Source organism: Streptomyces formicae, from assembly GCF_002556545.1.
GTDB classification, from domain to species: domain Bacteria; phylum Actinomycetota; class Actinomycetes; order Streptomycetales; family Streptomycetaceae; genus Streptomyces; species Streptomyces formicae_A.
Genome location: NZ_CP022685.1, coordinates 4,738,664 through 4,752,030, shown reverse-complemented (window position 1 = coordinate 4,752,030; position 13,367 = coordinate 4,738,664). Strand labels below are relative to the sequence as shown.

General features: G+C 69.3%; 13 protein-coding genes and 1 riboswitch. Of the genes, 8 read left to right on the top strand and 5 right to left on the bottom strand.

Features of this window, described 5'->3' with window-relative positions:
- Positions 1 to 179: 179 nt before the first annotated feature.
- Both KY5_RS20380 and KY5_RS20370 read right to left on the bottom strand, forming a co-directional pair.
- Positions 180 to 1,325 carry a cystathionine gamma-lyase gene (locus KY5_RS20380; RefSeq protein WP_098243597.1) on the bottom strand — a complete coding sequence of 382 codons (1,146 nt, stop codon included), beginning with the start codon at positions 1,323 to 1,325 and terminating at the stop codon, positions 180 to 182.
- 229 nt (positions 1,326 to 1,554) lie between these two features.
- Complete coding sequence (locus tag KY5_RS20370; protein WP_055551518.1) at positions 1,555 to 1,935, bottom strand: phage holin family protein; 381 nt, start codon at positions 1,933 to 1,935, stop codon at positions 1,555 to 1,557.
- Between the two features lie 84 nt (positions 1,936 to 2,019).
- Here KY5_RS20370 and KY5_RS20365 point away from each other — a divergent pair, with 84 nt between their 5' ends.
- From KY5_RS20365 to KY5_RS20350, 4 genes are all read left to right on the top strand, one after another.
- Positions 2,020 to 2,337: a cupin domain-containing protein gene (locus KY5_RS20365; protein WP_098243596.1), complete on the top strand. Its 318-nt coding sequence runs from the start codon at positions 2,020 to 2,022 to the stop codon at positions 2,335 to 2,337.
- A 189-nt stretch (positions 2,338 to 2,526) separates the two neighbouring features.
- Entirely contained in the window at positions 2,527 to 2,748 is a 222-nt protein-coding gene (locus KY5_RS20360; RefSeq protein ID WP_055551522.1) for a DUF5326 family protein, read from the top strand.
- Positions 2,749 to 3,090: 342 nt separating this feature from the next.
- The gene (locus KY5_RS20355; protein WP_098247374.1) at positions 3,091 to 3,816 is read left to right on the top strand and encodes a helix-turn-helix domain-containing protein; all 726 of its coding nucleotides are present in this window, start codon (positions 3,091 to 3,093) and stop codon (positions 3,814 to 3,816) included.
- A gap of 103 nt (positions 3,817 to 3,919) precedes the next feature.
- Positions 3,920 to 4,357 carry an SsgA family sporulation/cell division regulator gene (locus KY5_RS20350; protein WP_098243595.1) on the top strand — a complete coding sequence of 146 codons (438 nt, stop codon included), beginning with the start codon at positions 3,920 to 3,922 and terminating at the stop codon, positions 4,355 to 4,357.
- 95 nt (positions 4,358 to 4,452) lie between these two features.
- Here KY5_RS20350 and KY5_RS20345 read toward each other — a convergent pair whose 3' ends face one another.
- Positions 4,453 to 5,904: a YibE/F family protein gene (locus tag KY5_RS20345; RefSeq protein ID WP_098243594.1), complete on the bottom strand. Its 1,452-nt coding sequence runs from the start codon at positions 5,902 to 5,904 to the stop codon at positions 4,453 to 4,455.
- Positions 5,905 to 5,975: 71 nt separating this feature from the next.
- A riboswitch (TPP riboswitch) is annotated at positions 5,976 to 6,135 on the top strand.
- On the opposite strand from KY5_RS20345, the gene thiC reads away from it, so the two are divergent.
- The 4 genes from thiC to KY5_RS20325 all read left to right on the top strand — a co-directional run bounded on the left by thiC (position 6,128) and on the right by KY5_RS20325 (position 11,097).
- Complete coding sequence (thiC, locus tag KY5_RS20340) at positions 6,128 to 7,915, top strand: phosphomethylpyrimidine synthase ThiC (RefSeq protein WP_098243593.1); 1,788 nt, start codon at positions 6,128 to 6,130, stop codon at positions 7,913 to 7,915. Its footprint overlaps the riboswitch before it by 8 nt.
- A gap of 182 nt (positions 7,916 to 8,097) precedes the next feature.
- Positions 8,098 to 9,249: a hypothetical protein gene (locus tag KY5_RS20335; protein ID WP_098243592.1), complete on the top strand. Its 1,152-nt coding sequence runs from the start codon at positions 8,098 to 8,100 to the stop codon at positions 9,247 to 9,249.
- Positions 9,250 to 9,376: 127 nt separating this feature from the next.
- On the top strand, positions 9,377 to 10,069 hold the full coding sequence (locus KY5_RS20330; protein ID WP_098243591.1) for a hypothetical protein: 693 nt from the start codon (positions 9,377 to 9,379) through the stop codon (positions 10,067 to 10,069).
- Positions 10,066 to 11,097 (top strand): hypothetical protein, encoded by a 1,032-nt coding sequence (locus tag KY5_RS20325; protein WP_098243590.1) that lies wholly within the window; start codon positions 10,066 to 10,068, stop codon positions 11,095 to 11,097. The genes KY5_RS20330 and KY5_RS20325 overlap by 4 nt, the downstream gene beginning before the upstream one ends.
- Before the next feature lie 28 nt (positions 11,098 to 11,125).
- Here KY5_RS20325 and KY5_RS20320 read toward each other — a convergent pair whose 3' ends face one another.
- Together KY5_RS20320 and KY5_RS20315 are read right to left on the bottom strand one after the other, a co-directional pair.
- Positions 11,126 to 12,016 carry a hypothetical protein gene (locus tag KY5_RS20320; RefSeq protein ID WP_098243589.1) on the bottom strand — a complete coding sequence of 297 codons (891 nt, stop codon included), beginning with the start codon at positions 12,014 to 12,016 and terminating at the stop codon, positions 11,126 to 11,128.
- A 180-nt stretch (positions 12,017 to 12,196) separates the two neighbouring features.
- Positions 12,197 to 13,258: a metallophosphoesterase gene (locus KY5_RS20315; RefSeq protein ID WP_098243588.1), complete on the bottom strand. Its 1,062-nt coding sequence runs from the start codon at positions 13,256 to 13,258 to the stop codon at positions 12,197 to 12,199.
- Positions 13,259 to 13,367: the final 109 nt, after the last annotated feature.

Sequence of the window (13,367 nt, the reverse complement as noted above, 5' to 3'; positions counted from 1 at the left end):
CCCAACTATAAATATGTCGATAGCTTTCTGTCGCTAGCGTGATTGGACACTGACACAGAGTCAACTAGCCTTGTTCGCGCGGTTCTTCGCGCGCAGAACCGGAACGGTCCGAGCCACGAGGGGGGAGGCTCGGACCGTTCGTTGTGCGTAGAGCGGGCGCCGAAGCGGCCGCCGAGGGGTCAGTCCACCGCCACAGCGGACTCGTCCAGCGCACGCAGCACGTCCGCCACCAGGTCATCGGTGTCCTCGGCGCCCGCGGAGAAGCGGATGAAGCCCTCGGGGACCGCGTCACCGCCCCAGCGGCGGCGGCGTTCGGCCGTGGAGCGTACGCCGCCGAAGCTCGTCGCGTCGTCGACCAGGCGCAGGGCGTCGAGGAAACGGTCGGCACGCGCGCGCGTGGGCAGCGTGAAGGAGACCACGCATCCGAAGCGCCGCATCTGCTGCGAGGCGATGGTGTGCGAGGGGTCGTCGGACAGCCCGGGGTAGCGCAGGTCCGCGACGTCGGTGCGGGTGCGCAGGGCCTCGGCGAGAGCCAGGGCGTTGGCGTTCTGGCGGTCGGCGCGCAGCTGGAGCGTGGCCAGGGAGCGGTGGGCGAGCCAGGCCTCCATCGGCCCCGGGATCGCACCGACGATCTTGCGCCAGCTCCGTACGGAAGCGGTCAACTCCGCGTCCCCGCACGTCACGTAGCCCAGGAGGAGGTCGCCGTGGCCGGTGAGCATCTTGGTGGCGCTGGCCACGGAGAAGTCCGCGCCGAGCTCGAGGGGGCGCTGCCCCAGCGGGGTGGCGAGGGTGTTGTCGACCGCCACCAGGGCACCACGCGCGTGTGCCGCATCGGCGAGCCTGCGCACGTCGCACACGTCGAGGCCGGGGTTGGACGGCGTCTCGATCCACAGCAGCTTGGCGCCGTCCAGGACGTCGAGCTGGGCGTCGCCGCCGGTCGGGGCGGTGCGCACCTCGATGCCGTACGCGATGAGCTGTTCCTTGACCAGCGGAAGCACCTGGTAGCCGTCGTCCGGCAGGACGACCACGTCACCGGCGCGCAGCTGCGAGAAGAGCACCGCCGAGATCGCTGCCATGCCCGAGGCGAAGGCCAGCGTCTCGGCGTCGTCGGCACCCGGGGCCTCCAGCTCGCCGATGGCGCGCTCCAGATGCGTCCAGGTGGGGTTCTCGTCGCGCGCGTACGCGTAGCCGCCCGTGGGGTCGCCCGGCAGGTGGAAGTGGGCCGCGAAGACCGGTCCCGGAAGCGTCGGTTCGTGCTTCACCGGTTCGGGGAGACCTGCCCGCACCGCGCGCGTGCCGTCGCCCATGGGTGCCGATTCCGTCATGTCGCCCGCCTTTCCACCGCTTCCCGTACGACGTCGAACAGTCCTTCGCTCGCCGCCTCCACCATTCTCAGGCACTCCTCGAACCCGTCGAACTCCCCGTCGTAGGGATCCGGGACCCCGCGATAGGTGGCGGCGGGGCCGGGCGCCGGACGGAGGCGGTGCGGACCCGCGCACCGCCTCCGTCCTGCCATCCGTCGGTGCCCGCGCTGTCCACCCGCATCGGTCCTGGTCAGTCCTTGTCGTCGGGGAGCACGACGTTCATGGCCCAGGAGACGATCGAGATGACCAGGCCGCCAAGGACGGCGGTCCAGAAGCCCTCAACGTGGAAGGGCACGTCGAACTTGTCGGCCAGCCACGAGGTGAGCAGCAGCATCAAGGCGTTGATCACGAGCGTGATCAGACCGAGGGTCAGGATGAACAGCGGGAACGTGAGGACCTTCACCACCGGCTTGACCAGGAAGTTCACCAGGCCGAAGAGCAGGGCGACGATGATCAGCGTCCCCACCTTCTTGCCCGTGCTGTCCCCGGTCAGGGTGATCTTGTCGAGCAGCCACACGGCGACGGCCAGGGCCGCCGCGTTGGCGGTCGTCTTGACTACGAAATTCTTCATGTGTCTGATCGTGGCAGACGACGGTCAAGAGCGGTCGGTCGAGAACCGCCGGTCCAGGAGCAGGGCAAGGGGCGTACGAGGGCGATGAAGGCATTCCGACTGGACGAGCTGGAGGCGGAGCGTGCCGCCAACGACGGCGCGTATCTGCAGTTCCTGCGGGAGCGGAACATGTCGGTCGGGCTGTACGCGCTCGATGCCGGGGACTCCGATCCGCAGCAGCCGCACGGGCAGGACGAGGTGTACATGGTCGTGAGCGGCCGGGCGTCGATCACGGTGGGGATGGAGACCACGGAGGTGGCGCGCGGCAGCGTCGTCTACGTGCCCGCGGGAGTGGCCCACAAGTTCCACCACATCAGCGAGGACCTGCGGGTGCTCGTCGTCTTCTCCCCGCCCGAGGGCTGAGCCTCCCGATCCCCCTGGAGTCTGACCGAATCAGGGCCCCGACCTCGGGGTTCCCTCAGGGTCAGGTCAGGGGAGGACAAGGGATCCGAGGCCCCCACAGAGCACTTCGGCCGCCTAGCATCGAATGCAAGAAGCCGGGAGCCTGCGAAGGAATCAGGAACCCGCACGATGCGGAGAGAGGTAAGGACGATGGCGGCGAAGGAGATCTTTGCGGGAATGCCGTGGTGGGTGAAGTGGATCGCGGTGCCGGTCATCGCCCTGGTCGTGTTCGGCAGCGTGATAGCGAGCGTCGTCGGTTTCGTCGTCGCCCTGCTCTTCAAGGCACTGATATTCGTCGCGCTGGTCGGTGGACTCATCTATGTCGTACGGAAGTTCATATCCGGCTCGTCCTCGTCGCGCAGCGACTGGTGACGTTTCACGCGACGCCCGCTGAAGCGTGTTCGCATGAAGCGCGTTCGGTGAGTTTTCGCAAGGGTTCCCTCGGCCGGGGGAAGTTTCCCCGCAGGAGGTCGTAGCGCGGTTGCCAGGGGCTAGAGTCCGAAAACCGACGCGGGGGTACGAGCCCCGCGGACGGGCGCCCGTTCCCCTCCCATGTCGTTCCGGGCAGGGGCGGCCCCCCACGCGCTTCGGGAGTGAACCTTGGCCGCGGTCGACCTCACCAGCTCATCGGCAGACGCCACGCCTACGGCAGACGCCACCCCTTCGGGAGCCGACACGGCCTCCACGACCGGGGCGCCCACCCTCATCGGCTCCGTGCAGCGGGCGATGCGGTTGCTGGAAGCCGCAGCCTCACATCTGCACGGCGCGCCCGCCAAGCAGTTGGCCAGAGAGGCGGGGCTCGCCCTGCCCACCGCGTACCACCTGCTGCGCACCCTGACCCACGAGGGCTATCTGCGCCGGGACAAGGGGCTCTTCGTGCTCGGCGAGGCAGCCGAGCGGCTGGGCAACAGCGGGGCGCAGCAGAGCCGTCGCGGCACGATCCGGGAGGCACTCGACCACTGGCGCGACACCATCGGCGTCCCGGTGTACTTCGCCATGTACCGCGAGGGCGAGATCGAGCTCGTGTCCGTCGCCGACACCCCGGGCAACCCCGCGGTCGAGGAGTGGGCGGACTTCCGTGAGACGGGGCACGCCCACGCGATAGGCCAGTGCCTCCTCGCCCAACTCGACGACGCGGCACGGCAGGACCACCTCGACCGCTATCCGGTCCAGTCGATCACGCGCTATTCGGTACGGGACGATCGCACGTTCATGCGCAGGCTCGACGCGATGGGGCGCATGCGGCCCGTCGTGGAGCGTCAGGAGTACGCGCTGGGGACGGTCTGCGCCGCGATTCCGATCACGGTGGGGGACACGGCGGCGACTTTGGCCATTTCCGTCCCCGCCTGTCAGGCGGACCGGCTGCTGCCCGCCGCGCAGCGATTGCAGAGTGAGCTCGGAAAGCTACTAGGGACACTCGCCTTCTCTATCAGCATCTGAAAACTCACTCCTTGTGATCTGGTGTGCACGTTAAGCAAGATGCCAGGAGTGTCAGGGAGTTGGTTCCTGGCCACTTGAGGGCCAAGTGACGGGGTAGGGCGCGATGGGCGAGTCGGTGCAGGCAGAGGTCATGATGAGCTTCCTCGTTTCCGAGGAGCTGTCGTTCCGCATCCCGGTGGAGCTGCGCTACGAGACCGGCGATCCCTATGCCGTGCGGCTGACGTTCCACCTGCCCGGGGATGCCCCGGTGACCTGGGCGTTCGGGCGGGAGTTGCTGGTCGACGGGGTGGGCAGGCCGTGCGGTGACGGGGACGTGCGCATCGAGCCCACCGACCCGGACCTGCTCGACGACGCCCTGATCAGGCTTCAGGTCGGCGCTGATCAGGCGCTGTTCCGGGTGGGGATCCCGCCGCTGCTCGCGTTCCTCGACCGTACGGACAAGCTGGTGCCGCTGGGGCAGGAGCGGGCGCTGGCCGACTTCGAGACGCATCTCGACGAGGCGCTCGACCGGATCCTCGCCGAAGAGCAGAACGCGGGCTGAACCGACGCCGTCAACGGACGGAAGCGGGTGGCAGATTGCTGCATTTCATGGCATCCGCAGGGAGGCGCCCGCCCCGGGAGACCTCGCAGCCGACGTCACGGCTTGCGGCGTCGACCCCTGCCCCCGCCCCGGGACGGCCGGGCGGTGCTTGAAGCCGTGACGGAAGCCCCACCGGACGTTCCGCCGAGCGTTCCACCGGACACCCCACCGGAGACCGAAGCCGCGGGCGAGCGGTCCGCGGAGACCACGAGTGCGGCCAGCGCGGTCGTCACCGGCACCGAGGCGACCAGGCCGATCGAGCCGATCAGGGTGCGGACGATCTCCTCGGCGACGAGCTCGCTGTTGGCCACCGTGCCCACGCTGGACTGTGCGATCGAGAAGAGGAGCAGCAGGGGCAGCGCCGCGCCCGCGTAGGCGAGGACGAGGGTGTTGACGACCGAGGCGATGTGGTCGCGGCCGATGCGGATGCCCGCGCGGTAGAGGCCGCGCCAGCCCATCGTCGGGTTGGCCTGGTGCAGTTCCCAGACCGCCGATGTCTGGGTGACGGTCACGTCGTCGAGGACGCCGAGCGAACCGATGATGACGCCCGCGAGCAGCAGACCGCTCATGTCGATGGACGGATACAGGCCGTGGATGAGCCCGGTGTTGTCGTCCGTGTTGCCGGTCAGCGCGGCCCAGCCGATGAAGAGGGAGCCGAGCAACCCGATCAGCAGGAGGGAGATCAGGGTGCCGAGGACCGCGACCGAGGTGCGGGCCGTGAGCCCGTGGCACAGATAGAGCGCGATCAGCATGATGGCGCTCGCCCCGATGACCGCCACGACCAGCGGGTTCGAGCCTTGCAGGATGGCGGGCAGGATGAAGAACGTCAGGACCATGAAGCTGATGGCGAGCGCGACCAGGGCCATCAGACCGCGCAGCCTGCCCACCACGACGACGGCGAGCGCGAAGATCCCGGCGAGCAGCGCCATGGGGATCTTGCGGTTCACATCGGTGACGGAGTACTGCAGCCCCTCGGGTGCCTTGGGCTCGTAGGCGACCACCACCTCTTGGCCCGTACGGAGTTGGCGGGGCGAGTCGGGCTGGATGATCTCGTGGAAGGTGCGGCCCTCATCCTTGCCGCTGCTCACCTCGATCGTCGCCTTCTTGCAGATGCCGTCGGCGCGGGACTGCGCGGACTGGCCCTCCGCGGTGGAGGTGTCGCCGTTCGGCGGGGTCTGCGAGGCGTTGAGGTCCTTGCAGGGCAGCTCGAGGACCTTGGTGACCTTCGCCGACTGCATCTGCCGGTCGAAGCCGACACCGGTCCGCTCGTGCGCGGGCGCGCCGCCGGGCCAGAGCACCACGAGCCCCACGACCACCGCCGCCGCGAACGGGATCAGCACCGCCGCGATGACCTTGCGCAGGTGCTTGGAGACCGGCGCGGCCGGGCCGTGGCTGTGCGAATGGCCGTGCGAGTGCCCAGGCGCATTCCCGTGGGAATGCCCGTGCCCGTGGCCCCCTGGAGGCGGGCTGGGGGAGGGCGGCGGGGACGGCGGCTCTGTGGTGGTCACAGCCCGATCATCGCAAGAACGGAGGGGGCCCTCTGTTCAGCGCGCCCGACATGACGCTAGCGTGGAGGCACCTTTGCAATCGCGGGAGCTCGGAGCACCGGGCTGAGAGGGCGCTGACCTCCGTACGCAACGGCACGAACGCATCGTGCACGAGCCGTACGGAATCCGCTGCGTCGACCGCCGAACCTGTTACCGGGTAATGCCGGCGTAGGGAGTAGGTCTCATGACCACATCGGACGCACGCACGCCTGCCTCCAGCACGCCCGAGGGCGCGGAGGCCGGGAAGTCCATCGGCTGGCACAAGGCGTACGTCGAGGGTTCGCGCCCCGATCTGCGGGTGCCGGTCCGTCAGGTGCACCTCACCAACGGCAAGGCCGTCACGCTGTACGACACGTCGGGTCCTTACACCGACCCGTCGGCCGAGACCGACGTCCGCCGCGGCCTTCCGCCGCTGCGGGAGAACTGGATCATCGCCCGCGGCGACACCGAGGAGTACGCGGGCCGCCCGCCCCGTCCCGAGGACGACGGGATCAAGCACACCTCGCCGCGCGGTGGCCTCAAGAACCTCGACGCGGTCTTCCCCGGCCGCCCGCGCCAGCCGCGCAGGGGCCGCGCGGGCCAGGCGGTGACGCAGCTCGCGTACGCCAGGCGCGGGGAGATCACGCCCGAGATGGAATTCATCGGGATCCGCGAGAACCTCGACCCCGAGGTGGTGCGCGCCGAGGTCGCCGCGGGCCGCGCCGTGATCCCGGCGAACGTCAACCACCCGGAGATCGAGCCGATGATCATTGGCAAGAGGTTCCTGGTGAAGGTCAACGCCAACATCGGCAACTCCGCGGTCACTTCCTCCATCGAGGAGGAGGTGGACAAGATGACCTGGGCGACCAAGTGGGGCGCCGACACGGTCATGGACCTGTCCACGGGCCGCAACATCCACACCACCCGCGAGTGGGTCCTGCGCAACTCCCCCGTCCCGATCGGCACCGTGCCGCTCTACCAGGCCCTGGAGAAGGTCGACGGCAAGGCCGAGGAGCTGACCTGGGAGATCTACAAGGACACGGTCATCGAGCAGGCCGAGCAGGGCGTGGACTACATGACGGTCCACGCGGGCGTGCGCCTTCCGTACGTCCCGCTCACCGCGCGCCGCAAGACCGGCATCGTCTCGCGCGGCGGTTCGATCATGGCCGCCTGGTGCCTGGCGCACCACAAGGAGAGCTTCCTCTACGAGCACTTCGAGGAGCTGTGCGAGATCCTCGCGGCGTACGACGTGACGTACTCGCTCGGCGACGGACTGCGTCCCGGGTCGATCGCTGACGCCAACGACGAGGCGCAGTTCGCCGAGCTCAGGACCCTGGGCGAGCTCAACACCATCGCCAAGCGGCACAACGTCCAGACCATGATCGAGGGCCCGGGACACGTCCCGATGCACAAGATCAAGGAGAACATCGACCTCCAGCAGGAGATCTGCGAGGAGGCGCCGTTCTACACGCTCGGCCCGCTGACCACGGACATCGCGCCCGCCTACGACCACATCACCTCCGGCATCGGTGCCGCGATGATCGGCTGGTGGGGCACGGCCATGCTCTGCTACGTCACGCCCAAGGAGCACCTCGGCCTGCCGAACAGGGACGACGTGAAGACGGGCGTCATCACGTACAAGATCGCCGCGCACGCCGCCGACCTCGCCAAGGGGCACCCGGGCGCGCAGGACTGGGACGACGCGCTCTCCGACGCGCGCTTCGAATTCCGCTGGGAGGACCAGTTCAACCTGGCCCTCGACCCGGTCACGGCACGGGAGTTCCACGACGAGACGCTTCCCGCCGAGCCCGCGAAGACGGCGCACTTCTGCTCGATGTGCGGGCCGAAGTTCTGCTCGATGAAGATCTCGCAGGACATCCGGCGCCAGCACGGCGGTGACCTGGCGGAGGACGACATCGAGGCGGGCATGGAGCAGAAGTCCAAGGAGTTCGCCGCGGCGGGCAACAGGGTCTATCTGCCGATCGCCGACTGACCCGACGCACGGACTGAGTTCCTGGTCAGGGCCCCGGCCACCGCGCCCGGGGCCCGCCAGGCACCGGCCGACCTGCCCGGGCGCCCACCAGCCCTGCCAGGGGCGCCCATCAGCCCGTCCCGCGTCGTAACGGAACAGCCAAGATCGCGCACGGCCCGATCCGCGTCCCTACCCTGCCTGACATGGGCGGGATAGATGTGGCCAACGGGGTTGTCGGCGCGGTGCTGGGGATGTTGTTCGCCGTGCTGTTCCAACAGCCGTTGCAGAACTCCTGGTACAGACTGCGGACCCGCTCCACGAGAGCGGTGCGCAGCCTGCGGCAGCGGGAGGAGTCCAGCCCCGCGTGGCGGACCTTCTCGCTGGGGCCCCTCCACACGTCCGCCCTGATCGTGGAGGGTGACGGCGAGACGTCCATACCCGGTGACGCGATCTACGTCCAAGTACTCGACCAGGAGATCGAGTTGCCGTCGGAGATGGACGGCTGGCGCACCGAGATCGAGGCCGAGAGCGCGCGGCTGCGTGCGGAGGGCCGGACACCGCTGTGGAACGGCCCTCGCTACGCGGTCGACTCCTTCGACGTCTCCCGCACCGCCCTCGACGAACAGCCGGAAGTGCACCTGCGGTTACGCCCCACCGATTACTACACGTTCCTCGCGGCACAGCAGCTCGACCGCAGGATGGCGGACGGGACGACTCCGCGGTCCCGCTACCTCGACCCGGACAGTCCACTCCAGGCACCCGCGTTTCTGCAGTGCAGTTTCGCCACCAACGTCGCGGTGGTGACCGCCGACGACATGCTGGTCGTGAGCCAGCGCAGTGAGCGGGTCCGGATGGCGCCGGGCGTCTGGAACTCCTCGGTCAACGAGGGCATGTCACGGCACATCGACTCCTCCGGCCGCAGCGCGCCCGACCTGCACGCCGTCGCGCGACGCGGTATGCGCGAGGAACTCTCCCTCGAACCGGGCGAGTACACGATCGAACTGCTCGCCTTCGTGCTGGACATCGACAAACGCCACTGGAGCGCCCACTTCTACGCCAGGCTGAAGGACCTGACCCGCGAAGGACTCCAGGAGCGGATGAGTAGAGGCGTCGCGGACCGATGGGAGCACGAGACCATCGACTGCGTGCCGTTCCGTCCGGCGGCAGTGATCAGATACCTCTTGCGTGCCGACCGGATCCACCGGTGGGCCCCTCTCGCACCGGCGCTCTTCCACCTCGCGCTGGTGCACGTCTACAGCCGTACGACGGTCGAAAGGGCGGGGGCGCAGATCCTTCGGCGTATGGAGCGGCGGACGCCGGCCGTAGGCAGAGGGCGGCTCACGCCCGGACCGTAGACGGGCGCGTCCGCACAGTGCCATTCTCCTTGGACCACACAGTTCAGGACATAGGTGCCATTGGTGGTGCGATATGGCGACGTCTCTTCGGACGCCTCGGCCGGCCGTTCTCCTGCTTCTGAGCCTCTTGTGCCTGCCCGCCCTCGCCTGCGGGAGCCATGACGATGACGACGGGAGCGGTGGATCGAGTACGTCCGGTGGCGGAGTCGCCGCTTCCGGGGGCGGCATCATCGGCGGCTCGACCTCGGACAGCTCCACCTCGGACGGTTCGACCGCGGGCGGCACGGGGGACACCGGTGACGGCGGGAGCACCGATGGCAGTGGGGACGCCGGAGGCGGTAGTGACACCGGAGCCGGTGGAGACGTCGGCGGCGGGGACAACGGCGGTGGCAAGGTGCCGACCTCCCCGCTGCGCATTCCCGCCATCAACTACAAGGGCCTGCCGTTCGACGCCGTCACCGACTTCGGCAAGCAGACGTGGGAGTCGATCAGGAACGACGTACGCACCGCCTGCAAGGACGGCACGGTCTGTCTGCAGCTGGAGCGGCTGTACAGCGTCGATCTCCCCGCGTCCGAGACCGCGACCGTGTCGGAGTGCGGCTTCGTGAAGATCTCGCCGGCCGCGGGCAACGAGATCGACCGGGGCGCGCCCCTGACGATCATCGGTCTCGGGCCCTGCCTGGGCGGGACGCCGGGTGAGGGCTCGCCTCCCGAGACGCCACCGCCCGACAGCCCGACGCCCAAGAGTCCCTCGCCCGACGGCGCGCCCCCCGATGATTCCGTCTCCGTCTCCCCACCGAGCATCGCCCCCGCTCCATGACCGCACCGGAGCCGCCCGAAGGGACGCTCGGCATCCAGCAGTTGTGGACCATCGTGGGCACGATCATCGCCCCCACCAGCATGATCACCGCGCTCCTGTACTACTTCGGCTGGCACCACGCGTACTGGTTCTTCGACTACTTCGGCGTGAACTCCACCGTCCTCGGCTTCGGCACCACCGACTACCTGATGCGCAGCCTGGACGCGCTCTATGTGCCGCTCACGGTCGCGGCGGGCGCCGCGCTGCTCGCCTTCTGGGGCCATGACCTGCTGCGCAGGCGCCTCACGGCCGGTGCCGAGGTCCGTCTGCTGCGGCGGTCGCTGCCGGTCATGGCGGGCGTCGGCGCGCTGCTCACGCTCGGCGGCTTCTGGTCCGTGCTCGCCCGGAGCTTCTTCCTGCGCCGCATCCTCGTGGCGGCGCCGCTGAGCCTGGCGTTCGGCGTGCTGCTCCTCGCGTACACGCTCCATCTCTGGCGCAGGCTCCCGGCCCTGCCGCCGGACGACGCCCGCGCTCCCGAGCCTGAAGGCGGCCAGGAAGGCGACGACACGGAGCCCCCTGAGCCCTCTGAGCCCTCACCCGCACCTTCAGCCCCACCCGAACCCGCACCAGCCCCGAGCCCGCCCCGCCCGGCGGCGGCCGCGCTCGCCGAGTGGGGTGTCGTCCTCGTGCTCGTGGGGCTCGGTCTCTTCTGGGCGGCCAATGACTACGCGGCCGCCGTCGGCGAGACCCGTGCCCGCGAGTTCGCCGCGGACCTGCCCACCTATCCGTACGCGATCGTCTACAGCGCGGACAGCCTCAGCCTCACCGCACCGGGCGTGCGCGAGACGCGCTGCAAGGACCCCAAGGCCGCCTATCGCTTCCGCTACGACGGGCTCAAGCTCATGATCCAGTCCGGGAATCAGTACGTCCTCGTCCCCGAGCGCTGGTCCCGGGTCGACGGAGTGGCCGTACTCCTTCCCCGATCCCCCTCCGTGCGCATCGAGTTCGCGCCGCCGCTCGCCGGCAGCGGCGCCTCGAAGAGGTGTTGAATTCTCCGGCTACGACTGCTCCGGCCGACTACTCCGGCTTGTGATCGGGCCCGCCGAAGTCCGGGCTGGAGAAGTCGGGGCTCGAGTAGCTCGGCCGCGGACCTGCCGTAGGCCCGCCATCAGGGCTGCTGAACCCCGGCCGGTGGTAGCCGAGTTGGGGCATGCGGTTGTTCCCCGCGTCGGATCCCGACGTCAGAGTGCGGGCCGCGCGGCTCGTACTCGGATCCGTCAGGGCCTCCCGCAGGAACGGCAGGACGCCCCGCTCCATGAGGGCCCGGCCCCAGGCTTCCCTGGCCCGGTCCACCTCCTTGTACCGCTCGCCGTGCGATCCCGCCGCCTGGAGCGAGGTGGCGCCGTTGCGCAGGGCGGTCAGGAGCAGACCGACCGCGGCGACCAGGATGCCCCCTGCGGTGAGCGCGCCGAACAGCCATCCCGCGGTGAGCAGGGTGTCGGCGAAGGCGGGCTCGGGGTTGAGCATCTTCAGGATGTACCCGACGAGCAGGAAGATCGCGGCGGCCGTCCCCGCGAGGACGGGTGCGAGGACCGCGACGACGGCGATCGCCCCGGCTCCCGCTGCCGCTGGTTCGGCCACCTCGCCCATCGTGGTGGCGAGGCTGACGCCGCCGGAGCCCGACTCCGCGGCGGTCTGTCCACTCCCTTCGCGGATCGACGTGGACGACGGTCGAGGTTCGCGCAACTCCTCGCGAACCTTCACGTAGTGCGCGTACTCGGTCGCTGCCGCGGCCGTGATCAGTGCTGTCGCGTTCAGGGCCATGGTGCGCAGTTGTTCGGTGTTGAGCCGCTGGCCCACTGCGGCGAGTTCCGGGTGGTCAGGTGCGGTGCGCAGCGCCTCATCGAGGATCCGCTCATACTCGGGGCGGTCCTCATTGAGCAGGTGTGGAGCGCTGTTCATGTGCATCCCCCGATGCTCCGTAGGGCTAGGGCTCGCATGGCTACGAGCCGTTGGGCAGAAACGGAGGGGAGCCTGCTACGGATAAGCCGATGGTAGAGCCGTGACGGCACGCGGTGACAGGGGGTTTCCAGAAATAGGCCCCCTGGCCAGCGTGATCCTGTAATGCAGCCCCTGCCCAGCTAACGCTCAGATACCCAGGGGGAGTTGTCGGACCAGTAGCTTTCCGGCCATGGTCACTCCGCCGTCCATGGCGATGGCAAGCCCTTCGGCGTAGACGTGCGGGCCCTCGATGACCGGACCGCCCCCGTCCGACTCGTCCTCGGAGCCGACGTCGCCCAGGAGGTAGGGGATGGGGCTGTGACCGTGCACGATGCGCGTGCCGCCGTACATGTCGAGGAGTTCGCGTACGGCCGAGGGGCCCGACTCGTCGCGGAAGGCGAAGCGCTTGGTGAACTTGCGGAAGAGGTCCCAGCACTCGTCGGCGTCGTTGCGCGTGAGGGTCTCGCGGATCGTGTCGTTCACCGCCTCGATCGAGTCACCGTAATCCAGGTAGGCGGTCGTGTCGGAGTGCACGAGGAGATGGCCGTCGGCCTCCTCCATCGCGTCCAGGCGGGCCATCCACTGGAGGTGGTGGTCCTCCAGGCGCTCCATGTCGGTCTTCTGGCCGCCGTTCAGGAGCCAGGCCGCCTGGAAGGTGGCGGTGCCCGCGCCGGAGTTGACGGGGGTGTCCCCGAAGCGCTTGGCGCCGAGCAGGAGCAGCTCGTGGTTGCCCATGAGCGCCTTGCAGTAGCCGCCCGCGGCCGCGGCCTCCGCGGAGAGCCGCATCACGAGGTCGATGACGCCGATGCCGTCGGGCCCGCGGTCGGTGAAGTCGCCGAGGAACCAGAGCCGCGCGTTGCCCGCGGACCAGTTGCCCTCGGCGTCGATGAGGCCCTGCTCCTGGAGCGCCGCGACGAGCTCTTCCAGATAGCCGTGCACGTCGCCGACGACGTACAGCGGGCCGTGCTCGTCGCTCGCCCGCGGCTGCGGGGGCTCCGGCATGGTCTGCACCTGCACCTGGACGGTGTCCCCCCGGTTGATGACCGGCAGGTCGCGCTGGGTGGGGGTGTAGCCGTCGTCCGACGGTTCACCCCCGCCGGGGGCGCTCTCCTGGGGGTTCCCGGTGGTCTCATGGACGTACGCCGGTACGCGGAAGTCGCGCAGCGTCGCCGTCCGCACATCGGGTCCCTGACCGGCCCCCTGAGTCATCGACCCCTCCACCACCATTGCGCCGCGTCTGCACCGAGATCGGACTGCTTGGTCGCAGCGGCCCGCGGTGTCGTCCGCCCATCATAGGAATGCGGCTACCGCTGTGTGG